Annotated in this window: 18 protein-coding genes; 8 read left to right on the top strand and 10 right to left on the bottom strand. The window is 63.5% G+C overall.

All coding sequences use genetic code 11. The annotated features are described in order from the left end of the window. The first annotated feature begins 3 nt into the window (after positions 1-3). A complete protein-coding gene (locus tag AC1DVM_RS04265; protein ID WP_477252306.1) occupies positions 4-705 on the top strand; it encodes an AzlC family ABC transporter permease in 702 nt (233 codons plus the stop codon). Then, positions 702-1,001: an AzlD family protein gene (locus AC1DVM_RS04260; RefSeq protein WP_477252305.1), complete on the top strand. Its 300-nt coding sequence runs from the start codon at positions 702-704 to the stop codon at positions 999-1,001. Before AC1DVM_RS04265 ends, AC1DVM_RS04260 begins: the two co-directional genes overlap by 4 nt. 40 nt (positions 1,002-1,041) lie before the next feature. Here the strand turns inward: AC1DVM_RS04260 and AC1DVM_RS04255 are convergent, their stop codons facing one another. Continuing rightward, the gene (locus AC1DVM_RS04255) at positions 1,042-2,862 is read right to left on the bottom strand and encodes an aminopeptidase P family protein (RefSeq protein WP_477252303.1); all 1,821 of its coding nucleotides are present in this window, start codon (positions 2,860-2,862) and stop codon (positions 1,042-1,044) included. Between the two features lie 353 nt (positions 2,863-3,215). Here AC1DVM_RS04255 and AC1DVM_RS04250 point away from each other — a divergent pair, with 353 nt between their 5' ends. After that, positions 3,216-3,341 carry a hypothetical protein gene (locus AC1DVM_RS04250; RefSeq protein WP_477252302.1) on the top strand — a complete coding sequence of 42 codons (126 nt, stop codon included), beginning with the start codon at positions 3,216-3,218 and terminating at the stop codon, positions 3,339-3,341. A 121-nt stretch (positions 3,342-3,462) separates the two neighbouring features. Here the strand turns inward: AC1DVM_RS04250 and AC1DVM_RS04245 are convergent, their stop codons facing one another. From AC1DVM_RS04245 to AC1DVM_RS04235, 3 genes are all read right to left on the bottom strand, one after another. Then, positions 3,463-4,386 carry a 50S ribosomal protein L11 methyltransferase gene (locus AC1DVM_RS04245; protein WP_477252300.1) on the bottom strand — a complete coding sequence of 308 codons (924 nt, stop codon included), beginning with the start codon at positions 4,384-4,386 and terminating at the stop codon, positions 3,463-3,465. 39 nt (positions 4,387-4,425) lie between these two features. Then, the gene (locus AC1DVM_RS04240; protein ID WP_477252298.1) at positions 4,426-5,691 is read right to left on the bottom strand and encodes a class I SAM-dependent methyltransferase; all 1,266 of its coding nucleotides are present in this window, start codon (positions 5,689-5,691) and stop codon (positions 4,426-4,428) included. 76 nt (positions 5,692-5,767) lie between these two features. Beyond that, positions 5,768-8,146, bottom strand: coding sequence for an ATP-dependent helicase (locus AC1DVM_RS04235; protein ID WP_477252297.1), 2,379 nt, complete (start codon positions 8,144-8,146; stop codon positions 5,768-5,770). A gap of 150 nt (positions 8,147-8,296) precedes the next feature. Here AC1DVM_RS04235 and AC1DVM_RS04230 point away from each other — a divergent pair, with 150 nt between their 5' ends. Further along, positions 8,297-8,581 (top strand): hypothetical protein, encoded by a 285-nt coding sequence (locus AC1DVM_RS04230; protein WP_477252295.1) that lies wholly within the window; start codon positions 8,297-8,299, stop codon positions 8,579-8,581. A gap of 96 nt (positions 8,582-8,677) precedes the next feature. Here AC1DVM_RS04230 and AC1DVM_RS04225 read toward each other — a convergent pair whose 3' ends face one another. After that, a complete protein-coding gene (locus AC1DVM_RS04225; RefSeq protein ID WP_477252293.1) occupies positions 8,678-9,229 on the bottom strand; it encodes a thioesterase family protein in 552 nt (183 codons plus the stop codon). Between the two features lie 181 nt (positions 9,230-9,410). Between AC1DVM_RS04225 and AC1DVM_RS04220 the strand changes: the two genes are divergently transcribed. Together AC1DVM_RS04220 and AC1DVM_RS04215 are read left to right on the top strand one after the other, a co-directional pair. After that, a complete protein-coding gene (locus AC1DVM_RS04220; RefSeq protein WP_477252291.1) occupies positions 9,411-10,826 on the top strand; it encodes an FAD-binding oxidoreductase in 1,416 nt (471 codons plus the stop codon). Between the two features lie 84 nt (positions 10,827-10,910). After that, complete coding sequence (locus tag AC1DVM_RS04215) at positions 10,911-14,468, top strand: AsmA family protein (protein ID WP_477252289.1); 3,558 nt, start codon at positions 10,911-10,913, stop codon at positions 14,466-14,468. Here the strand turns inward: AC1DVM_RS04215 and AC1DVM_RS04210 are convergent. From AC1DVM_RS04210 to fumC, 3 genes are read right to left on the bottom strand one after another with little or no spacing between them, the layout of a single operon-like run. Then, positions 14,410-14,694, bottom strand: coding sequence for a ribbon-helix-helix domain-containing protein (locus AC1DVM_RS04210; RefSeq protein ID WP_477252287.1), 285 nt, complete (start codon positions 14,692-14,694; stop codon positions 14,410-14,412). The genes AC1DVM_RS04215 and AC1DVM_RS04210 overlap by 59 nt on opposite strands. Continuing rightward, a complete protein-coding gene (locus AC1DVM_RS04205; RefSeq protein WP_477252285.1) occupies positions 14,694-14,879 on the bottom strand; it encodes a DUF4169 family protein in 186 nt (61 codons plus the stop codon). Before AC1DVM_RS04205 ends, AC1DVM_RS04210 begins: the two co-directional genes overlap by 1 nt. Positions 14,880-14,896: 17 nt before the next feature. Continuing rightward, a complete protein-coding gene (gene fumC, locus AC1DVM_RS04200) occupies positions 14,897-16,291 on the bottom strand; it encodes a class II fumarate hydratase (RefSeq protein WP_477252283.1) in 1,395 nt (464 codons plus the stop codon). Positions 16,292-16,379: 88 nt separating this feature from the next. Between fumC and AC1DVM_RS04195 the strand changes: the two genes are divergently transcribed. Continuing rightward, positions 16,380-17,780: a cytochrome P450 gene (locus AC1DVM_RS04195; RefSeq protein WP_477252281.1), complete on the top strand. Its 1,401-nt coding sequence runs from the start codon at positions 16,380-16,382 to the stop codon at positions 17,778-17,780. Here the strand turns inward: AC1DVM_RS04195 and AC1DVM_RS04190 are convergent. After that, positions 17,755-19,842 carry a hybrid sensor histidine kinase/response regulator gene (locus AC1DVM_RS04190; RefSeq protein WP_477252279.1) on the bottom strand — a complete coding sequence of 696 codons (2,088 nt, stop codon included), beginning with the start codon at positions 19,840-19,842 and terminating at the stop codon, positions 17,755-17,757. The two genes, AC1DVM_RS04195 and AC1DVM_RS04190, sit on opposite strands and share 26 nt — an antisense overlap. 108 nt (positions 19,843-19,950) lie before the next feature. Next, positions 19,951-20,568 (bottom strand): SspB family protein, encoded by a 618-nt coding sequence (locus AC1DVM_RS04185; RefSeq protein WP_477252277.1) that lies wholly within the window; start codon positions 20,566-20,568, stop codon positions 19,951-19,953. 221 nt (positions 20,569-20,789) lie between these two features. On the opposite strand from AC1DVM_RS04185, the gene thyA reads away from it, so the two are divergent. Next, entirely contained in the window at positions 20,790-21,584 is a 795-nt protein-coding gene (gene thyA, locus AC1DVM_RS04180) for a thymidylate synthase (protein WP_477252276.1), read from the top strand. Positions 21,585-21,654 lie beyond the last annotated feature (70 nt).

The raw sequence follows: 21,654 nt of genomic DNA, 5'->3' as shown, positions 1-21,654 counted from the left end.
CCCATGAAGCATCCGCCGCCGCGATATTGGAGCGAGGCCCGGGCGGGGTTACGCGATATCTCACCTGCCGCCATCGCCGCGATTCCCGTCGCCTTGCTCTTTGGCGCGGTGGCTGTTGGCAAGGGGTTGTCGCCGGCCGAAGTCGGGCTCATGTCGGTGCTGGTATTCGCCGGCGGCGCGCAATTCGCCGCCCTCGAAACCTGGATCCATCCGGCTCCCGTGCTGACGCTGGCATTCGCCACGTTTCTGATCAACGCCCGTCACATCCTCATGGGCGCATCGCTCTCGCCCAAGATGACGATGTCGAGATCCGAAAAATTCATCGCGTTCTTCTTCCTCACCGACGAGGCCTGGGCGCTGTCCGAAAGGCGCGCCCTCGAACGGCCCGTTACCGGTGCGTATTGGTGCGCGATGAGCATCGCGCTGTACTTGACATGGTCGTCCGCAACCATGCTCGGCGCGATCGTCGGATCGTTTCTCGGGGATCCCGCGCGCCTCGGCGCCGATTTCGCCTTTACGGCTCTGTTCATCGGATTGATCGCCGGGTTCGGCCGGGGAGCGGTGACCCTCGTCGCCGTGGCCGTCAGCGCTATCGTGGCGTCGTTTGTCTATCTGTGGGTCGGTGCGCCCTGGCACGTGGCGTCGGGCGCCCTCGCTGGCATCGCCGGAGCCTATTTCGTCGCTCGCGAGGCTTCCCGGTCATGAGCCTCGATACGACGACACTCCTTGCCATCCTCGCGATGGCGGCGGTGACCTACGTGACGCGCATCGCGGGATTGTTCGTCGCCGATCGCCTTGCTCTCTCGGATCGCGCAAAGGCGGCCTTCGATGCTATCCCGCCGGCGGTTCTCGTGGCGGTGGTAGCGCCCACCGCTTTCACGACCGGTTGGGCGGAGGCGCTCGCGACCGCGGTCACGGCCATTGCAGCGACGCGATTGCCTTTGCTGGCGACCGTCGCGGTCGGTGTGGTCTCGGTCGTCCTGCTGAGAGCCATCCTTTAGCGCCCCACGACAAGACCGCCTGCGCTCCTGCGTTTTGTAGCTAACCCAGGGGACGCGTCGCGGCTTCGAGCCAGCCTCGGGTGTCGTCGTCCACCAACGCCGACAGCTTCTCGCGCACGCTTGCGTGATAGCGGTCGAGCCACGAAATTTCCGCAGGGCTCATCAGCGACGCATCGACGAGCCGCAGATCGATTGGCGCGAAGGTCAAGGTTTCGAACCCCAGCATGTCCCGGTCCCCGCCCGCGATCTGCCGCCGCTCGACCAGAATGAGATTCTCGATGCGAATGCCGTACTCGCCTTTTTTGTAGAAGCCTGGCTCGTTCGACACCATCATGCCGGATTCGAGAGGCGTGCTGCCGGTCTTTGCGATGCGCTGCGGCCCTTCATGCACGGACAGATAGCTGCCGATGCCGTGTCCGGTGCCATGGTCGAAATCCAAGCCTGCGTCCCACAGGGATTTGCGCGCGAACGAGTCGATCTGCGCGCCGGTCGTTCCTTGCGGGAACACGATGGTGGCGATGGCAATGTGGCCTTTGAGAACGCGCGTGAAGCGGTCCTTCATCTCCGGCGTGGGCTCCCCCACGATCACCGTTCGCGTGATGTCGGTGGTGCCGTCCTCATATTGCGCGCCTGAATCGACGAGGAAAATCTGGTTGTTCTCAAGATGCCGGTTGCTTGCAGTGCTGACCCGGTAGTGCGGAAGGGCCGCGTTCGGACCGGCGCCCGCGATGGTCGGGAACGAAATGTTCCTGATCGCGCCGGTTTCAATCCGGAACGCTTCGAGTTTTTCCACCGTGTCGATCTCGGAGATCGCGCCGCCCGGCGCTTCCCGGTCGAGCCACGCGAGGTAGCGCGTGACCGCGGCTCCGTCGCGAAGATGCGCGGCGCGCGAACCATCGATTTCCGCCTCGTTCTTGACGGCTTTCATCAGCGCGATCGGATCGGCGCCGATGTCGGGCTTGCCACCGGCTTCCTCGATCCGCCGGAGGATGGCGACTGAGCCCGTCGCCGCATCGAGACGCACCTTTTTCTGCGTTTGGCCTAATTCATCGAGGGCGCTCTGGAAGGTGCTCAGTGGCGCGAATTCCGCAAGATCGCCTACCGCGTCGCCCGCCTCGTTCGTCACTTTGACCGGATCGAAGAAGAGTTTCGCACGGCCTTCCCTCGGGATGATCGCGTAGCCGAGGGGAAGCGGCGTGCACGCGACGTCGCCGCCCCGCAAGTTGAACGTCCAAGCAAGGTTATGGGGATCCGACACGACGAGCGCTTCGACCTTGTCATCCGCCATTTTCTTGCGGATGCGCTCCAGCTTGGACGCCGTGGCCTCGCCGGCGAAGGCTAGCGGATGCGGCCGGACCGGCTCCTGCGGCAGGGCCGGACGATCGATCCAGATGACGTCGACGAGATTCATTTCGCTCGGCACGAGTTTGCCGCCCGCTCGCGCCGCCGCCTTCTCGAAACGACGCACGTTCTCGGGCGTGTGCAGCCAGGGATCGTAGGCGAGCACGGCGCCTTCCGGGAGATGACCCGCAACCCATTGCTCAGCGGTGGTCTGGGCCATCTGAACTGGCGTGATCACCGTGGAGTCGATTTGCGCGGCGGCCTGCACCGTGTAGCGGCCGTCGACGATCAGCGCCGCCTCATGACACAGGATCACGGCCGTGCCGGCGGATCCGGTGAAGCCCGTGAGCCAGGCCAGCCGCTCGGCGCTCTTGGGCACGTATTCGCCCTGATGTTCATCCGCCCGCGGGACGATGAATCCGTCAAAGCCCCTGCGCGTGAGTTCGGCCCTCAGCTTCTCGATGCGCGCAGGGCCTTGGTCGGGAGATGTCGATTCGTCGAAAGTCTGGAAACGCGACATGGGCAAAACCGGTGAGAAAGGGAATGAGAAGGTCCCACGCTAGGGCCGGCAAGACAGCATCGCAACCGTTGCCGCTCACGAAAGCTTCTTTTGGAGGCAGGTTGGTCACTGTCCATCCAAGCCGTGCCCAGGCAGTCGGCAAGCCTCGGTTGTGCATTGCAGCATCAGCATGGCTTCCATGTGCTCAAGCCACCTGCACAAAGGGACCGTGACCACTTACCTATACTGTATAACACGACCGAGGAACGCAGAAGGTCATCACAGCAAACGTTGGAGATGCACCCGTGACAGCAGCCGGACTTATAACCGTCCCTTTAGCCTCAGGAAGCCATTCGGGATCTCGCCTGGGGAATATGGCCAAACGTTTCGTCAATCGTCTCGTTGCGGCCCGTCTGACGAGCGTCGAGCGCGAACTTCGCCGTCTCGGCCGCCATTCAGCGGGATTCGACGCAGCCGAATTTCTGCCGTTCAAATTCTAAGATTAGGAGAACCACCATGTTGATCGTCACCCTGATGCGCGCAATTCGCGAAATCATCGTCGAAGCTGCTGAACTTCGTCGTGTCGTGCTCAAGCGCTATCCGAACATGTCGATGGATTAATCAGCCTCGGCGAGGGCGCGGATGCGCCCCGCCTCGCTTCATGACCAGCGCCGCCCATCCTTCGAGATCGTAACGGCGCTGCAAATGCCAGCCTTGCGGCTCGTATGCCGAAAGAATGCCGGGGACATCGCGGGCGAGCAGGCCTGAGAGGATCAGAGTCCCGTCGCGAGTCGCGACCCGCGCCAGCGAGGGAGCGAGCGTGCGCAGGGGCTTTGCCAGGATGTTGGCGAATATCAGGTCGAAGTATCCCGGCCGATCCGCCTCGGCGTGGCGCACGCCCGGTCCCACATAGAGCGTCAGCCACTGGGCGATTCCGTTGAGCCGGGCATTCTCGCGCGCCACACGCACGGCCTCGTGATCGATATCGCCCGCAACGACCCGGCTTTTCAGCGTCCTGGCGGCCGCGAAAGCAAGAATTCCGGTGCCCGTTCCCACATCCAGCACGCGGCGCGGGCGGCGCTGCTTCAACTCGTCGACGAAGGCCATCAGGCAGCCCTTGGTGGTTCCGTGATGTCCGGTGCCGAAGGCGAGCGCAGCCTCGATCTCGATGGCGAGGTCGTTGGGGCGGCGCTGCTCGCGATCGTGAGAGCCATGCACCAGTACGCGCCCGGCCCGAACGGGTTTCAGGCCCTCGAGCGACGTCTTGATCCAATCCTGCTGCGTCAGCGGCAGAAAAATGCCCTTGTCGGCCTCGGCACCCACGAGAGGCCGTACGAGATCGCGGATGGCTTTCTCATCGGGCTCGCGCGCGAAATACGCTTCCAGCAGCCATGGCCCGCCATCCTCCGTCTCGAACGATGCGACGGCGGTCTCGGCCGGATCGAATATCTCGCCGATCAATTCGGTCATGACGCGCGCAGAGCGCTCATCCGTCGTGAGGCGGAAAACATGGGTCGGGCGGTTGGGGTGCAAACCTTCGAGCATGAGGAACCGCTTAGCACCGCGGGGACGCGCGGTCACCCCTCATGCGGCAGGGCTGGGCGAGGGCGCCAGCACGTCGAGACGCTCTCCCTCCTGCGACCGGTAGTGCCGCTGGAGATCGGTGATGTAGTCGCGCACGATGGGCGCGGCGTCGCGCTTTCGCGCAAGCTGCATGTGAAAGACCAGCTGGCTCCCGGTGCGGAACATCATCTCGGCGCTGACCAGATAGAATTCCCACATCCGGCAGAAACGCTCGTCATACATGGCGGCAATCGCGTCGCGATTGGCCTCGAAGCGCTGGTGCCAATGGGCGAGGGTCTTCGCGTAGTGAACCCGCAGGAATTCCAGATCGGTGACCCAGAGGCTCGCATTCTCGACGATTGGAAAGACTTCCGACAGCGCCGGCGAATAGGCCCCGGGGAAAATGTATTTCCGCAGCCACGGGCTTGCCGTGCCGGGCGGGCTCATGTGGCCGATCGAATGCAGCACCATCAATCCGTCATCGTCGAGCAGAGCGTTGATCTTGGCAAAGAACTCGCCGTAATGGTGCACGCCCACATGCTCGAACATGCCCACGGAGACGATGCGGTCGAAGCGTCGATCCAGTTTCCGATAATCGAGCAATTCGAAGCGGACACGATCCGACAACCCCGCCCGCCGCGCCTTTTCGTTGGACAGCGCGTGCTGTTCCTTGGAAAGCGTGACGCCCGTCACGTCCACGTCCTCCATGGCGGCGAGATAGAGCGCGAGGTCGCCCCAGCCGCTTCCGATATCAAGCACTTTCAGGCCGGGTTTAAGCTGGAGTTTCGATGCAATCAGCCGAAGCTTGTTGCGTTGCGCCTGCTCCAACGTGTCGTCGTCGTTGATGAAATAGGCGCAGGAATATTGCATTCCCTCGTCGAGGAAGAGTTTGTAGAAATCGTTGCCAAGATCATAGTGATGCGCCACGTTCTGCTGCGCCTTGCCGACTGGGTTGGCCTGTTGAAAGCGCTTCAGCCCGCGCGACACGCCCCGCAACATTTTTTGCAAGGGGTAGGTTCCGAGCGCGATCCGGTTCATCGAGAACAATGTCAGGAAGTCGCGAAGGGTCGAGCCTTCCTCGAAGCTCAGGCGGCCATCCATATAGGCTTCGCCCGCATGAAGTTCCGGATTCAGGAAGAGCTTGTGATAGAGCGACCGATCCGTCAGCCGCATCGTCACCTTCGGGCCCGGCGCGCCGGCGAACACATGCGCCTTGCCATCCGCATCGACGACCTTCAGCGTCCCGGTCCGCACGAAGGATTTCAGCATATGGGAAAGCGGAAACATCGAGACCTCTCCGGAAGCGCCGTGGAGGCCGGATCGTTCCATACTTGTCGGAGCGTGGCTAGGGGCCGCCGAGAGCCTATCCCAAAGCTTCCACGAAGCTGTCGAGCACCATCTTCCGCCCGGCCTTGTCGAACTCGACCGTCAGCTTGTTTCCGTCCACGGCATCCACGGTGCCGGGGCCGAACTTGGTGTGAAACACGCGCCCGCCTTTGCTGAAGCTGGAGGGGGGACCTGCGGATTTGGCGACCAGTTCGCCATCGATCACCATGGGCCCGCGGCGATCGCCCCGGCGAGGGGAGGAGTAGCCGTCGTCGCGGCCGGCATTTCGGGCCTGCGCACGCTGCCATCCCGGCGTCTGGTAGGACGACGTGCTGAAGGCCGGCATGCGGTCGAACCGCGAGCCACCGCCATAAGCGCCCCCATGAGAGAAGTTCGCCGGCGCCTCGACGATTTCCACGTCGTTCTCCGGAAGATCGTCCACGRACCGGCTCGGAATGGTGGAATTCCAGAGGCCGTGAATTCGGCGGTTGGACGCGAAATAGATCTTCGCCCGGCGCTTGGCGCGGGTGATGCCCACATGTGCGAGGCGGCGCTCTTCCTCGAGGCCRGCACGGCCGCTCTCGTCCAGCGCGCGCTGGTTCGGCAGCAAGCCCTCTTCCCAACCGRGCAGGAAAACGGTGTCGAATTCGAGCCCTTTGGCGGCGTGCATCGTCATGAGGCTGACGCGCTCGGTGGTGTCGGAATCGTTGGCTTCCATCACCAGCGAAACATGTTCGAGAAAGCTCTGGAGGTCGGGGAATTCCTCCATGGAGCGGACGAGCTCCTTGAGGTTTTCGAGCCGCCCGGCAGCATCCGCCGATTTGTCGCGTTGCCACATATCCGTGTATCCGGATTCCTCCAGCACGGTCTGGGCGACATCGGATTGGGTCATGGTCTCGGACAGTTTTGACCAGCGTCCGAAAGAAATCAGCAGATCGCGCAGGGTCGAGCGGGGTTTGGGCTTCAGCTCGTCCGTCTCGACGAGGAATCGGGCCGCCTCCATCATCGGCACGCGGGCCGCGCGCGCATGGTTGTGCAGAAGCTGGATCGTCGCGTCGCCGAGCCCGCGCTTTGGCACGTTGATGATGCGCTCGAACGCCAGATCGTCCGCCGGCTGGTTGACGCAGCGCAGATAAGCGAAGGCATCGCGAATCTCGGCGCGTTCATAAAAGCGGGGCCCGCCGATGACCCGATAGGGCACGCCGAGCGTGACGAGCCGATCCTCGATCTCACGCATCTGCGCCGAGATCCGAACGAGGATGGCCATTTCGGCCAGCGAATGCTGCTTGCTGTGCAGCGCCTCGATCTCCTCGCCGATCAAGCGCGCCTCTTCCTCGGAATCCCACGCGCCCGTGATGGACACCTTTTCGCCGGGCTCGTCCTCCGTCCGCAACGTCTTGCCGAGCCTGCTCTGGTTTTTGGCGATCAAGCCGGACGCGGCCGAAAGGATGTGGGCGGTCGAGCGATAATTGCGCTCCAGTCGGATGACCGTCGCGCCGGGGAAATCGTGCTCGAAACGCAGGATGTTGTCGACCTCCGCTCCGCGCCAGCCATAGATCGACTGGTCGTCGTCGCCGACGCAGCACAGGTTTCTGTGCGCCTGCGCTAGCAAGCGCAGCCAGAGATATTGGGCGACGTTGGTGTCCTGATACTCGTCCACCAGCATGTAGCGGAAGCGCTTCTGGTATTGCGCCAGGATATCGGGATGCTCGCGCCACAAACGGAGGCATTCCAGCAGAAGGTCGCCGAAATCCGCGGCGTTGAGGGTTTTGAGGCGCTCCTGGTAGGCCGAGTACAACCGCCCGCCCTTGCCGTTGGCGAAAGCCCCCGCTTCACCGGCGGGGACCTGCTGGGGCCCGAGACCGCGGTTTTTCCAGCCGTCGATCAGGGATGCGAGCTGGCGCGCGGGCCACCGCTTCTCGTCGATATTCTCGGCCGCGATCACCTGCTTCATCAGCCTCAGCTGATCGTCGGTCCCGAGGATCGTGAAGTCCGAGCGCAGATCGACGAGCTCCGCGTGACGCCGCAGGATCTTGGTGCCGATGGAGTGGAAGGTGCCGAGCCATTGCATCCCCTCGGCCACCGGCCCGATCAGGGACGCGACACGTTCGCGCATCTCGCGGGCGGCTTTGTTGGTGAACGTGACCGACAGGATGTCGAAAGGACGCGCCTTGCCGGTGGCGATCAGGTGGGCGATGCGCGTCGTCAGCACGCGCGTCTTTCCCGTGCCGGCGCCCGCCAGAACCAGAACCGGGCCCTCGGTGGCCTCCACCGCTGCCCGCTGCTCCGGATTGAGGCCCGAGAGGTAGGGAGTCTGCGGCGCGACTGCCGCCCGCGCCCGAGCGCTGAGCGATTGGGATCCCGGTGTATGGCTGAGGTCCTCGGGTAGATCTGGTCTTGGATCAGGCTGATTCATTTGGCGCGACCATGGATCAAAACGCGAACGGCGTCGAGGGCACAGGTATGCCCGCGAACCGCAAACGGACGTCCTGTCGCGGTCTGTACCCATTGGACAGAAACGCCACGGTTTCCCATATGGTGGAGGAGATACGGAAAGGGACGTCCGATGCGTGGTGTCATGGTGGCGGCTGTCGTTGTGTCGAGCGTGGTCTCGGGTCTGGTCCTGCCCGCCGCGGCGCAAACGCGTCTGCCGCGCACCACCCCGGCGGAGCGCCAGGTGAGGGAGCTGAACCGCTCGATCCAGCAGGAGCAGCGGGCGCTGCAGCGGGAGCAGCAATATCAGATCGACAGCAACCAACTGCGCCAGCGCCTGGATCGGCAGCAGAACCTGATCAACCCCTCGCCCCCGGCGCGGATTCGCAACTGCCCGGCGGGGTCCATCGGCTGCTGAGAATGCATGAGGGGCGCGATCGACCGGCGCCTTTTTCGAGAAGTTCAGCGCTGTCGAGCTCAAGCCCCGCGCCCGGGAGGTGATGTCGGCGCGTGTTTAGTGGCGCGTTCCGTTGGCGGCGATCGGCTCGCGGAGCGCATGATCGGTGCCGCTTGTGGGAATACCCATGACCTTGCCGAGCGTCGGCGGCTTCGTCAGCCGCGTATGAGACGCTTTCATCACGGCGATATTGGCCTGAATGTCATCCGGGAAGGGCGCCACCTTTCGGACGTTCATATCCATGTGGAGGCCAAGGCTTTCGGTCGTGGCGGAGATCCAGCCTTCCCGCGCATGGCGAAGCTCCATGTAGACATGCAGCCGTTTTTCATCGACGCCGAGCAGTTGCACGGTTACGCGGACGGGATCGTAGACCCGCAACTCCCGCTTGTAGTGGGTGTGCGTTTCGGCAATGAAAAACGAGCCCTGGCGCTCCACCAGATAATCCTCGCCCAATCCCAGCAAACCGAGGGCCTCTTCGAGGGCGCGATCGAAGAAAACGTGGAAATAAGCCACGTTCATGTGCCCGTTATAGTCGATCCACGCCGGAGAAACCTCCATCGCGGACGACACGAACGGTGCGAAAAAGAAGACCGGAGCCCGCTCTTTCATGACCTGCGTTCTCTTGCCAATCCGATCACCGGATCCTCTCTGTCCCAGGATGAAACGAAACACTAGCACACATTGCGCGGCGATCCATCGCCGATTGAAGCGATTTTCGCCCCAAGTGTTGCCTTTGCAACGGTTCTGGTAGGTATGGATAACGAGCATCCCACTCTCAGCTGAAGCAGAAATGAACCCGTCCCATCGTCAAATTCGGTCCCGACCGTCCGCCGAGGTCTTAGCAACGCTGTCGGGCACGCTGTCCGAAACCCTCGGCGACCGGCTCGTCGCATCGGCCGCCGTGCGCGAGCAGCACGGCCATACCCTGACCTGGGTCAAGAACCAGCCCCCCGATCTCGTGGTCTATCCGCGCACGACCGAAGAGGTCTCGGACATCGTCAAGCTCTGCGCGGCCCATGACGTCCCGGTCGTTCCGTTCGGGACCGGCACGTCCCTCGAGGGACACGTGAATGCCCCGTCGGGAGGCGTCTCGATCGATCTGAGCCTGATGAAACGCATCCTGGCGGTCCACGAGGAGGATCTCGACTGCACCGTCGAGGCGGGGGTCACCCGCAAGGAGCTGAACGAGCACCTGCGCGACAAGGGGCTGTTCTTTCCCATTGATCCCGGTGCTGACGCTTCCATCGGCGGGATGACGGCAACGCGCGCCTCCGGCACCAATGCGGTTCGCTACGGCACCATGAAGGATGCGGTCCTTTGCCTCACCGTGGTCATGCCCGACGGCGAGATCGTCAAGACCGCGAGCCGCGCCAAGAAGAGCTCCGCCGGCTACGATCTCACCCGTCTCTTCATCGGCTCGGAGGGCACGCTCGGAGTCATCACCGAAATCACCCTGAAGCTGCACGGCATTCCGGAGGCCATTTCGGCAGGTATCTGCCCGTTCCCGAGCGTCAAAGCGGCCTGCGACGCCGTCATCATGACGATCCAGACCGGGATTCCGGTGGCGCGGATCGAGCTGCTCGACGAGGTTCAGGTGCGGGCGGTCAACCTTCATTCGAAACTGACGCTTCCAGAAAGCCCGCTCCTGCTGCTCGAATTCCACGGATCGGTGGCGGGGGTACAGGAACAGGCGGAACGCTTCGGCGAAATCGCGGCGGAATTCGCCGGGGGGCCCTTCGATTGGGCGACCAAGCCGGAGGACCGTTCGAAGCTGTGGCAGGCCCGGCACGATGCCTACTGGGCCGCGCGTGGGTTGCGGCCGGGCGCCGAATCGGTCGCGACCGATGTCTGCGTGCCGATCTCCCGGCTGGCCGAATGCGTCGATGAAACCAAGCGGGACATCGAGGCCTGCGGGCTGATCGCCCCCATCGTCGGGCATGTGGGCGACGGAAATTTCCACGTTCAACCGCTTGTGAACACCGACGATCCGGCCGAGGTGGAAGCCTGCGAGGCGTTCGTGGATCGCCTCGTTCGGCGAGCGCTCGCCATGGAAGGCACCTGCACGGGAGAGCACGGCGTCGGCCAGAAGAAGATGAAATATCTTGAAATCGAGCATGGGCGGGCGGCCCTCGATGTCATGCGCTCCTTGAAACGCGCCCTCGATCCGCACAACATCATGAACCCGGGTAAGATCGTTGCGCTTTGACGGTGGAGGGAGGCAGCGGGGCGCTCCCGTTCTTCGGTCACATGGGATAAAGAACCGGCAGCGAAACGGAGAAAAGGCCGCCTCTTGCGCGACATCCTGACGATTATCGCCTCCATCGTGATCGTGATCCTGGCGGTGGCCGTGGCAGCTCCGCCGCTCATCGATTGGCAGGATCATCGCGAGAGTGTTGACCGGCTGATTTCCCGCGCCTCGGGAACCGAGGCAAAAACCGAAGGCGCTATCGGAATCCGTTTGCTTCCGACTCCGCGCATCCGCCTGGATCGCTTGCGTCTTGGGGGCAAGACGGCGGATTCGCCCACGCTGACCGCCGATCTCGTTTGGGCCGAACTGGCCCTCACGCCGCTGATGCGGGGCGAAGTGCGGTTTCTGGAAACGCGGATCGGTCGGGCCGACATCAACGTGTCGGTCTCGCCGGACGGAAGCTGGAATCTGCCGTCCGATCTCCTGAACGGCGGCGCGCGCGGGCGCGAATGGGCGATCGAAGGGCTGAAAATCGGCCAGTTTCTCGTCACCACGCAGATGCCGAACACCGGCCGCACCGACCAGTTCTTTGCCGAAAACGTCTCCATCGAAGGCCAAAAGCTGATTGGCCCCTGGCGCGTCGAGGGAAGCACGGGCGGCGTCGCGTTTCGACTGATTACGGGCGAATTGGCGCCCGACAAGACCATTCAGGCCAAGCTCGCAGGCGGCGGGGATAATCACCCTCGCTTCGATATCGACGCCAAGGTTTCGTTCACGGCGGCCGACGACGGGGCTTTGAGCATGACTGGCAAGGCCAAACTGCTCTTCGGCCCGCCCGCGCAGGTCGCGGCGGCGGGGATCCCCATTCCCATTGCTCTGGAGGCCGAGTTCAAAGCGAATAATGGGCTGATCGTGCTCGACCCTGTTTCGCTCGAGGCGGGGGAAGGGGGCGCGAGCCTTCGGATGTCAGGGCAGGGCAGCGTCCAGATCGCCGAGCCGCGAGTGTCCCTGCGGCTAGAAGGTCGCAGGCTCGATGCCGACAGCTTCATCCTCTCGGCGAGTGGGCAGGACTTCAAGAGCCGCTTCCGGGAATGGTCAGTGCCGAAATTCGTCGTTCCGGTCGACCTGGACTTGAAGATCGACAGCATCGGGCTCGGTCAGGAGGACCTGTCGAACGCGATCGCCCGACTGTCCCTCGACCGCGGGCGGGCCCGGATCAATCTGTTCGAATTCACGGCTCCGGGCGAGACCCGGGTCGCGATGGAGGGCACGGCAGGCCTTGGTGCGCGCGGAGGCACCGAGGGCAAGATTGCCCTGCAGTCGAAAACGTCGGATCGGTTCGCGCGATATCTCGACCGGCTGAATCTCCGCTCGCCCTTCCTGCGGGTGCTCGACGGCCGGCCCTTCGAGATGTCGTCCGACGTCGCGTTCGTTTCGCCCGTCACGTCCTTCAATCGTCTGCGGGTGAAAACCGGCGACGCGGTGATGACCGGCAATCTGCGCTACACTGCGCCAGAAGGCAGCGAGCGGGCGAAACTGGAAGCGCAAGTGGCGATCCAGAACCTCAATCTGGACCAGCTTCCCCGCGTGTCCAGCGTGTTCGAGGCGACGCAGAACATGGATGTGGGCTTCATCCTCGATGCGCGTGGAGTCACCACCGGCAACCGACCGGGGAACGGGCGCATCGGCGCGCGGATCCTGTCGGACGGCCCGGCTCTCCTCGTCGAATCTCTCGATATCGTCAACCTCGCAGGGGCGAACGCGAAAGTCAGCGGCCGCATCGCACCCGATGGCTCCGGGCGCATTGCCGGCAAGGTGACGGCCGAACGAGCGGCGCCGTTGGTGGATCTGATGGGCAGCGTTTGGATCGGCGGGTTGTCGAAGCTCGTGCCGCCCTTCCTGCGCGACGGCGAGCTCGATCTCGACGTCGTGACGGAGCGAGTCGCTGCGCCTTCGGGCAAGGCCGAAACCCGCCTTCGCACGACAGCCCGTGGCACGGCGGCGGGCGGCGATTTCGACGGACAGGTCGATTCCCTCGACGGACGGACCGAGAAGCTCGACGTGACGTTGGCCACGACCAACACCGCTCGCTGGGTCGAACGGTCGGACGTGCCATCGCTCAATCGCCCGTCTCGGATCGCCCTGCGCGGCATCCGCCTGGGGTCGGGGCAATTCAATGTCACGCTCGAAGGGAATGTCGGCGGCGCGAAAGTCACGACGGCCAGGCCGTTTACGCTGACAGTGGATGATGACGTGGTCGATAGCGGAGCTGCCGAGATCGAGACGAGCGACATCACGCCGTTTCTTCTGCTGCTCGGCGATGGCGCGGGCGTCTCGCCACCCGTACCCGTGAAGGCGCAGGTCACGTTAGGACGGGAGCGCGATGCGACGCTGCTGGATATTCGGGGTCAGGTCGCGGACAGCAAAGTTCAGGCGAGGCTCGCGGCGCGCTCGCGCGAGGATATCAGCGGCGAGATTTCTCTCGACAAGCTTTCGCTTCCCTGGCTCGCGACGACGCTGGCGTTGAATACTCCCGGGGTTCCTGATGCAAACGCCATCTGGTCGACGGTGAGATTTGGCCAAAGCGCGCGCCTCGTTCGAGGCGGGGAGGTGACGGTTCGCGCCGGTACGCTCGATCTGGGCCGAAATCTACGCGCGACACGCGCGAGCTTCTTTCTCGAGGCGACGCAAGAGGGCGTCAGCATTCGCAATCTCGACACGGTGCTCGGCTCCGGCAAACTGACCGGCTCGGCCACGATCACGCGGCAGGGCTCGCTCGCGTCGATCGTCGGTGAGGGGGCGCTGCAGGACGTGCCTCTCTCGGCGCTGACGGCTTCACCCTTCGAGGCCCGGTTGTCAGGTGGCTTGAAGTTCGGCACGTCCGGCGAAACCCTGGCGGCGCTGGTCTCCAATCTGGGTGGCTCCGGCGATTGGACGGTCGCTGGCCTGAAGGTTCCCGAAACGGATCCGGCAGCGCTTGATCGGGCGAGCAAGGTGCTCCTCGCCGAAAGCGAGCCTCTCGTCGCAGGGCGTGCCGAAACGGTGATTGCGGCTGAACTCAATCGCGCACCGCTCACTGCGTCCAGCATCACCACCTCGGCGGCCTTGATCGGAGGTGGATTGCGGCTCTCACCCTTTGTCGTCGAGACGGGGCCCTCCACGTGGCGGGGAACGGTGACGTTCGACCTCAAGACGCTGATGCTCGATGCAAGAGGGTCGCTGGCCGCCCGCGCGGCGCCGCCGGAATGGACGGGCGCTCCGCCGGCAATCGGGCTTGCGTGGAAAAGCGCCGGGGCTGCGCCATCGCGGGAAATCGACGTGAGTCCGTTCCGGAACGGACTTGCGGCCATCGTGCTCAAGCGCGAGCTGGAAAAGATTGAGGCGTTTGAAAAAGCCGCTGCCGAGAGACAACGGCAGTTCCAGGCGAGGCAGGAGGCCGAGCGTCTGAAGGCGAAGGCCGCCGCGGACGAAGCCGCGCGTCAAGCGCGGATCAAGGAAGAGGCCGAGCAGGCCCGCCGGGAAGCCGAACGCCTGCAGGCCGAACAGCAGAAACAGCAGGCGCCGGAAACCCAGGCACCGTCACCGTTCGTCATGCCGCCGCTCACCCCGCCCGTGGAGCTGACCCCTCCACCGGCAATTCAGGTGCGGCCAGGCGGCTGATCTCGGTTTTGAGACGGTTGACGATGAAAACGCGGATCGCCGACGACAGGTTCTGATTGTCGCGCTCGGCGTCGATGCGCGCGATCAATCCCTGTACGGAAATCACTTCCTGTTCGGCGATTTCCCGCAAGATATCCCAGAATGGTTCTTCGAGCGAAACGCTGGTGCGATGGCCCGCGACCGCAACGGATCGTTTCAGAATCCCGCTCCCGCTGGCAATGGCCATCACTTCTTCTCGTCGTCGAGACGGTGCAGATCGAGACGGCGGTCAGCGATGGTCTGCTCGGCTTTTGCCGCATCGCGCTCAGCCTTGGTGCGGCCGAATGCGACGCGGTTTTGCGCGGCCCGATTTTCTTGATCGGCCCGCGCTTTCTTCTTGCGCGCCAAGCGCAGGTTCACGATCTCGGTCATCGATCGTCACAGCACCTTCACTGCGGCGACAGCATGGTCTCGGGCCGCACGATGGCGTCGAATTCCTCCGCCGTCACGCTCCCGGATTTCAGCGCCTCTTCCTTCAAGGTGGTGCCGTTCTTGTGGGCCGATTTCGCGATCGCGGCGGCCTGGTCGTACCCGATCTTGGGCGCGAGCGCGGTCACCAGCATGAGGGAGCGCTGCATGAGATCGCCGATGCGCTCGAGATTCGGCTGGATACCCACGACGCAATGGTCCGTGAAGCTGACCGCGCCATCGGCCAGCAGCCGGATGGATTGCAGGACGGCGGTGATGATGACCGGCTTGAAGACGTTAAGCTCGAAATGCCCCTGGCTGCCGGCGAACGTGACCGTGGTCTGATTGCCCGCGACCTGCGCGCACAGCATGGTAATGGCTTCCGCCTGCGTCGGGTTGACCTTCCCGGGCATGATCGACGAGCCGGGCTCGTTCTCCGGCAGGGAGATCTCGCCAAGGCCCGAACGCGGGCCCGAACCCATCAGGCGGATGTCGTTGGCGATCTTGAACATGCCGGTCGAGAGACTCGCGAGAGCTCCGTGGGTGAACACCAGCGCGTCATTGGACGCCAGCGCCTCGAACTTGTTCTCGGCCGATACGAACGGGAGAGAGGTCAATTCCGTGACCTTGCGGGCGAACCGCTCGGCGAATTCAGGATGCGCATTGAGGCCGGTGCCTACCGCCGTACCGCCCTGCGCCAGCGCATAGAGACCCGGCAGCGTCGACTGAATCCGGCCGATCGCAAGCTCGATCTGCATGGCGTAGCCGGAGAATTCCTGGCCCAGGGTGACGGGCGTGGCGTCCTGCAGGTGCGTGCGGCCGATCTTGACGATATCCTTGAACGCCACGGCCTTCTCGTTCAGGGCGCGGTGCAAGTGACGAAGGGACGGAAGCAGCCGGTGCTCGATTTCCCGCGCCGCCGCGATGTGCATGGCGGACGGAAAGACGTCGTTCGAGGATTGGCCCATATTGACGTGGTCGTTGGGATGGACGGGCTTCTTGCTGCCCCGCGAGTCCCCGAGACGCTCGTTGGCGAGGTTGGAGAGGACCTCGTTCATGTTCATGTTGGATTGGGTGCCCGAGCCGGTCTGCCAGACCACCAGGGGGAATTCGTCGTCGAACTTGCCCTGGACGACGTCGGCCGCCGCGGTCGAGATGGCGTCGGCCAACCTTTCGTCGAGTTTGCCCAGATCCTTGTTCACGAGGGCCGAGGCCTGCTTGACGAGCGCGAGAGCGTGCACGAGCGCGGTCGRCATTCGCTCGCCGCCGATGCGGAAATTCTGAATGGAGCGCTGGGTCTGGGCGCCCCAGAGCTTGTCGGCAGGGACCTCGATGGGGCCGAAGGTATCTGTTTCGGTGCGAGTTGACGGCGACATCCTGACCTCTTTCCATACGGTTGGCTGTTCTTATCTCAACTTGGACGCGTCGCAACACCGAAGACACATACGGGGGCTGCAAAAGCTGATGACCGATACGCTCCCGATCCCTGCCTTCCATCCCCCGGCGCCCAAACCCCGGGAGGAACCGCCGGGACTTCTGGGTTTCCTCCTCGCCCTCCGACGCGACCCCCTCACGACTTGGACGGAGCGGCATTTCCGCGAAAAGGTCGTCTCCGGCGAGGGTGTTCTGGGACGCATCATGGTGGTCAACGACCCCGCTATCATCCGGCATGTCCTTGTCGACAACGCGGCGAATTATCGAAAAGACGACCTCCAGCTCCGTATCCTGGCCCCGGGCCTGGGGCGAGGGCTGCTGACGGCCGAGGGTGACGAATGGCGCCTCCAGCGCCGGACCATCGCGCCCTTGTTCAATCCTCGGACCGTAGCGACTTTCTTCCCCGCGATGGTGGATGCTGCCGAGCGTCTGGTGCGGCGCTGGCAGCGTCGGCCGGACGGGCGGGTGGTGGATGTGTCGCTGGACATGACCCGCGTCACCCTGGACGTCCTCGAGCGCACGATCTTCACCGCCGGCATTTCCCGAAATCCAGACGCCCTCGGGCGAGCAATCACCCGCTATTTCGAAGGGCTCGGCCGCATCGACCCGGTGGATATTTTCGGGCTTCCGCCGTGGGTGCCCCGGATCGGTCGTCTCCGGGCACGGCCGGCGATCCGGTTTTTCGAGGAGATGGTGCGGGACCTCATCGCGGCCCGCAAGGTGTTGCTGGCGAGCGGGCAGCCCGCACCTCGGGATCTCCTCACCCTCTTGCTCGAAGCGTCCGATCCGGAGACCGGGAAGGGCCTGAGCGACCTCGATGTCAATGCCAACATCGTGACCTTCATCGGTGCTGGGCACGAGACCACCGCCAACGCGCTGTCGTGGTCGATCTATCTCATATCCCAGGACGAGCGGGTGCGACGCCGGATCGAGGCGGAGGTCGATGCCGTCCTCGGTGCCGACAGGATCCAGGCCGGGCATCTGGAAAAACTGACCTACACCCGCGCGGTCCTCGACGAGGCCATGCGCCTATATCCGCCGGCCCCGTTTCTGAGCCGTGCCGCGATTGCGGACGACGAGATCGGCGGTCACCGGATCGATGCCGGCACCGTGGTGACTGTAGCGCCCTATGTCCTCCATCGGCACCACAGCCTGTGGAGCGAGCCGGACGCTTTTCGGCCCGAGCGGTTTCTCCCGGAGGCACGGGGGGTGATCGACAGATTTGCCTACCTGCCCTTCGGCGCAGGGCCACGGGTCTGCATCGGAGCGAGCTTTGCGCTGCAGGAAGCGGTCATCGTGCTCGCGAGCATCGTGCGGGCCATTCGCCTCGACCTCGTGCGGGGTCACGTTGTCGAACCCATCCATCGCATCACGCTTCGACCGCGCAACGGCTTGCGGATGCAGCTCAGCCAGAGGACGCGTGCGCCGTAGCGTATCGGTTGGCCATCGCCTGACGCAGGGTCGTCATCAGCACGTCGAGCGTGAATGGCTTCAGGATGGTGGGTATGACCTTCAGGCGCGTTTCATTGAGCCGCTCGGCATCCGCAAAGCCGGTCATCAGGATGATCGGAAGGTCGGGACGCTTTTTCCGCGCGGCTTCGATGAAGCCCAGCCCGTCGAGGAACGGCATGGCGTAATCGACCACCACGCTCTCGATCGTCGGATCGCGGTCCAGTACGTCTAGTCCTTCCGCCCCGTGTCTCGCCTCTGCCACGTGGCAGCCTGCCTCGCGCAGGCTTTCGACGACGAAATTTCGCACGCCGGTATCGTCATCGATCACCAGGATGCGCGCATGCAGGGACATGGCGCTTTCCGCCGCGGGCTTGGCCGCCTCTGGAAGCGGCTGGATGATCGTTCGCGGCAGGAAGAGCGACACCTCGGTGCCGATTCCGGTCTGGCTTTCGAGTTGCACCGAGCCGCCTTGCTGTTTCACGAAACCGTAGATCTGGCTGAGCCCGAGCCCCGTTCCCTTGCCGAGATCCTTGGTGGTGAAAAAGGGCTCGAAGACCTTCGTGCGCAAGGCTTCGGGAATTCCGATCCCGGTATCCCTGACGGAAATGCGCACATATTCGCCTTCGCTCAGATCGCCCGGTAATTCGCCCGGGTTCGCGTTCTGCGCCGCGATGATCAACCGTCCGCCGGCGGGCATCGCGTCGCGCGCGTTGATGGCGAGGTTCAGAAGGGCAACTTCAAGCTGGTTGCGGTCGGTGAGCACCGGCCAAAGGTCACTTGCGAGCTCCGTGACGATTTCGATGCTGGGTCCGATCGTGCGAAGCAGGAGGTCCTGCATCCCGTGGACCGCCTGCACGATGTCGGTGGGCTCCAGCGAGAGCGCCTGCTGTCGTGCGAATGCGAGCAATTGCCGCGTCAGCTTCGCACCGCGTTCGCCGGCCTGCAGCGCATTTCCCAAAAGGCTCTTCACTTTCGGGTCGGTCACGCGCTTGTTCGCGAGTTCCACATTGCCGATGACGATGGCGAGCAGGTTGTTGAAGTCGTGCGCGACGCCGCCGGTCAGTTGCCCGATCGCTTCCATTTTCTGGGCCTGACGACGATGGGTCTCGCTTTCCTCGAGCGCCTTGGTGCGGTCCTCGACCAATCGCTCCAGATGCTCCCGGTAATCGCGAAGCTCGTCCTCGACGCGCTTCTGGTCGGTGATGTCGTTGCCCAGCACGAAGATGCCGACGGTCTTGCCTTGTTCATCGTGGATCGGCTGATAGACAAAATCGAGAAAGCGCTCCGATGGCTGCTGGGATTCGCCAGCGCGCAGGAATAGCCGCACGCCGCGTCCCACGAAGGGTTGGCCGCTGGCGAACACCCGGTCCAAAAGCGCAATGAAACCTTGCGAGGCGACTTCCGGCAGCGCTTCGCTCACCGGTTTGCCGAGGATGTCGCGATTGCCCACGACCTCTACATAGGCGGCATTGGCCATTTCGAAGACATGGTCGGGTCCACTCAGCACCGCGGTGAATCCGGGCGCTTGCTCAAACAATCGTCTCAGATGCTGGCGTTCCTCCGAGAGGACCTCGTTTTGCTCCTGGACAGCCCGCGCCCGGTTGAGGATGCCGGCCTCCACGAGGGCTGAGGCTCCACCACCCTGGTACCGTCGTGCCTGTCGCAGGTGGTGCAACTCCGTGACATCGACCGTGTGCTGCAGGATGTAGGCGAGATCGCCGGCATCGTCGAAAACCGGAGTGTGCGTGGCGCTCCAGTAACGCTCCTCGAAGCCGCCGCCGTCAGGGCGCGGGATGTCGTATTGAATCAGCGGAATGTGGTCAGGTACGCGGTCCCGCAACACACGGGCCAGCGATTCCTGCAATTGCGCGACATTGATGCGACCCAACTCATCCGGCGTTCCGGGAAAGGCCTCAAACATGTTCTTGCCGAGGATCTCCTCGCGGCTGCGCATGGTGACCCGCAGATACGCGTCGTTCATTCCCACGATGGTGAGGCCGGGCGACAGCAACACGTACGGGTTCGGGCTCGCGTCGAACAACGTTCCGAAATCAATCGAGCTGCTGGCGCGCAGAACTTTCAGGACGGCCTCCCCGTTTTCAGTTTCGGTGGTGGGGAAGACGGCGGCCGGCGCATGCTTCCGTGTGGATTAATTTTTCTTGCGGAATGCGTCCAGGCTCACAACTTGCGCGGTGCTCGAATCGGCATCGGATGCCGGCTTGTCCGCGGCGGATTTCTCCGACTCGTCCGAAAGCTCCGCTGCCTCGGGGGCCGCGCGAGGCGCCTTTTTGGGCTCGACCTTCTTGTCGCTGCCCTGGCCCTTGCGGGGAGCCTTCAATGCCACGGGATCGGAGCTGTCGCGGGCTTCCGGCATCGGCGGGGAAGCCTCTTCGTCTTCGTCCTCGCCTTCGGGCGAATCGAACTTCAGCCCAAACTGCACGGAGGGATCGAAGAAGCCCGTCAGGGCGTCGAACGGGATGAGCAATTTCTCCGGCACGCCCGAGAAGGACAAGCCGACCTCGAAGGTGTGTTCGGTGATGATCAGGTCCCAGAACTGGTGCTGCATCACGATCGTCATCTCCTGCGGGTATTTTTCGCGCAGGCGGTTCGAGATCCGAACCCCGGGAAAATCCGTCCGAAACGAGATATAGAAATGATGTTCGCCAGGCAGGCCCTCCTTGCCGGCATCGATCAGCACGCGGCGCACGACGCCCTTGAGTGCGTCCTGTACCAGAAGATCGTACCGGATAAGGTCTTTGTTCGCCATGCGGCAGCCTTTGGAAAGGATAATAGAAAAGGTCCGGGTGGTGCCCGGTTTCCGATGAGATTGACCGATAGCCTCGGCGCCCCGATAGATCCAGCGATCGGACACATGATTATAGGAAGCACCAGACCATTTTGAAAGAGCGGGGGAAAAATCGCCGGAGGACGAAATGGCCCCTCGGACACACCTTGCCGCGCGGCCTATGATCGGCCAAGGAGCCTGAAATGCAAGCCTATCACGATCTGCTGCGCCGAATTCTCGCCGAGGGTGTCCGCAAGGACGACCGCACGGGGACCGGAACTTTGTCCGTTTTCGGACACCAGATGCGATTCGATCTGGCCGGCGGATTTCCCTTGGTGACGACGAAGAAGCTCCATCTGCGCTCGATCATCCACGAATTGCTGTGGTTCCTCAAAGGCGACACCAATATCCGTTACCTGCGGGAGAACGGCGTCACGATCTGGGACGAATGGGCGGACGAACACGGCGATCTCGGACCCGTCTACGGCCGTCAGTGGCGGTCCTGGCCGAAAGCCGACGGGACAACCGTCGACCAGATCCAGGGGGTGATCGCGGAGATCAAGCGCAATCCCGATTCGCGCCGCCTCATCGTGTCCGCCTGGAACCCCGGCGAGATCGACAAGATGGCGCTGGCGCCCTGCCATTGCCTGTTTCAGTTCTACGTGGCCGAAGGGCGGCTGTCATGCCAGCTCTATCAGCGTTCGGCTGACGTATTCCTGGGCGTTCCCTTCAATATTGCCAGCTACGCCCTGCTCGTTCACATGGTCGCGGATCAATGCGGCTTGGAGGTCGGAGACTTCGTCTGGACCGGGGGCGACACGCACATCTATTCGAACCATCTGGACCAGGTGCAATTGCAATTGTCTCGGGAGCCCTATCCGCTGCCGAGGCTGCATCTGAAGCGCCGGCCGGCCTCGATCGACGATTACCGTTTCGACGATTTCGAGATCCTGGACTACCAATCGCACCCCTACATCAAGGCCCCGGTGGCGGTTTAGGATTTCTGCGGGTAGCGGGTCGCTCGAACGTTTTCTTCGCGGGCCACGCCGTTTCTTGGTAAGCGTCTGG

Source organism: Microvirga sp. P4_A5 (genome assembly GCF_056402495.1).
Note: the sequence above shows the minus strand (reverse complement) of the source record. Positions and strands in the feature narration are given on the sequence as shown.

Bases quoted from the DNA above. Each gene is read 5' to 3' on its own strand.
- AC1DVM_RS04265 (WP_477252306.1), top strand. From the start codon at position 4: ATGAAGCATCCGCCGCCGCGATATTGGAGCGAGGCCCGGGCGGGGTTA.
- AC1DVM_RS04260 (WP_477252305.1), top strand. From the start codon at position 702: ATGAGCCTCGATACGACGACACTCCTTGCCATCCTCGCGATGGCGGCG.
- AC1DVM_RS04255 (WP_477252303.1), bottom strand. From the start codon at position 2,862: ATGTCGCGTTTCCAGACTTTCGACGAATCGACATCTCCCGACCAAGGC.
- AC1DVM_RS04250 (WP_477252302.1), top strand. From the start codon at position 3,216: ATGGCCAAACGTTTCGTCAATCGTCTCGTTGCGGCCCGTCTGACGAGC.
- AC1DVM_RS04245 (WP_477252300.1), bottom strand. From the start codon at position 4,386: ATGCTCGAAGGTTTGCACCCCAACCGCCCGACCCATGTTTTCCGCCTC.
- AC1DVM_RS04240 (WP_477252298.1), bottom strand. From the start codon at position 5,691: ATGTTTCCGCTTTCCCATATGCTGAAATCCTTCGTGCGGACCGGGACG.
- AC1DVM_RS04230 (WP_477252295.1), top strand. From the start codon at position 8,297: ATGCGTGGTGTCATGGTGGCGGCTGTCGTTGTGTCGAGCGTGGTCTCG.
- AC1DVM_RS04225 (WP_477252293.1), bottom strand. From the start codon at position 9,229: ATGAAAGAGCGGGCTCCGGTCTTCTTTTTCGCACCGTTCGTGTCGTCC.
- AC1DVM_RS04220 (WP_477252291.1), top strand. From the start codon at position 9,411: ATGAACCCGTCCCATCGTCAAATTCGGTCCCGACCGTCCGCCGAGGTC.
- AC1DVM_RS04210 (WP_477252287.1), bottom strand. From the start codon at position 14,694: ATGGCCATTGCCAGCGGGAGCGGGATTCTGAAACGATCCGTTGCGGTC.
- AC1DVM_RS04205 (WP_477252285.1), bottom strand. From the start codon at position 14,879: ATGACCGAGATCGTGAACCTGCGCTTGGCGCGCAAGAAGAAAGCGCGG.
- AC1DVM_RS04195 (WP_477252281.1), top strand. From the start codon at position 16,380: ATGACCGATACGCTCCCGATCCCTGCCTTCCATCCCCCGGCGCCCAAA.
- AC1DVM_RS04185 (WP_477252277.1), bottom strand. From the start codon at position 20,568: ATGGCGAACAAAGACCTTATCCGGTACGATCTTCTGGTACAGGACGCA.
- thyA (WP_477252276.1), top strand. From the start codon at position 20,790: ATGCAAGCCTATCACGATCTGCTGCGCCGAATTCTCGCCGAGGGTGTC.